Genomic DNA, 768 nt, shown 5'->3' on the forward strand with positions numbered 1-768 from the left:
CAGGGACTTTGCGTGTTGCGGTTCTGTCCGGTTGAGCACGTGAGTCCTGGTTGATCACGGCCATCCGAGGGTTGTCAGGGGCCGGCCCGGGTGGCGAGCTTGATGGCGGGTGGCGGCGGCGATGTTGGTGTGGCCGTCCTGGCGGAAGACGCTGATGGCGAGGTTGCGCAGGGTGGCCATGACGCGAGGGAGACTGCCGGTGCGGATCGTGGAGGCGTCCTCGGCGAACGTGGTGTCGCGGACGTGGTGGAGCTGGTTCTCGATCTTCCAGTGCCCTCGGATCCAGGCCGCGAGCTGAGCGCCGGAGGCGGTGCCGGGCGGGAGGCTGGTGACGAAGTACAACCGCTCGATGGTGATCTTTCCGCTGTTCAGGTCTTTGCGCCAGCGCACGACGCGCAGTGCTTGGCGGGCTCCGGGGTACTCGAGGTGCCTGAACGCGACCGTCTTCAGGTGGCGGACCTCGAGCCGGCCTCGGCCGGTGGTGCGGTCCTTGTGGTCAAGGGGGATGTTCGTCCACGGCAGTCTTCTCAACTGCTTTAGCAGACTGGGGTGGTTGCCCTTGGCGACGGCGATGTAGTGGGCGGTGTGCTCGCGCAGCCAGGTCCCGTTCGCGTGCTGCGTGTGTGCCGCGTCCGCCGTGATCACGGTGTTGGCCAGGTCGAGGCCCTCGAGCAGGGGGATGAAAGCGGGTGTCTCGTTGCTCTTCGCGTCGATCTGCCTTTGCCCGATCACCGTGCCCGTGTGATCCAGGGCTGCCAGCAGCCACAC

The 768-nt window shown here is 66.8% G+C and carries 1 protein-coding gene; it reads right to left on the reverse strand.

Annotated features, from left to right (window positions below):
• Positions 1-54: 54 nt before the first annotated feature.
• On the reverse strand, positions 55-768 hold a 714-nt coding region (locus VT52_RS34215; protein WP_206306689.1), incomplete at its 5' end, for an ISAs1 family transposase.

Source organism: Streptomyces malaysiense, assembly GCF_000980885.2.
GTDB lineage: Bacteria > Actinomycetota > Actinomycetes > Streptomycetales > Streptomycetaceae > Streptomyces > Streptomyces malaysiense.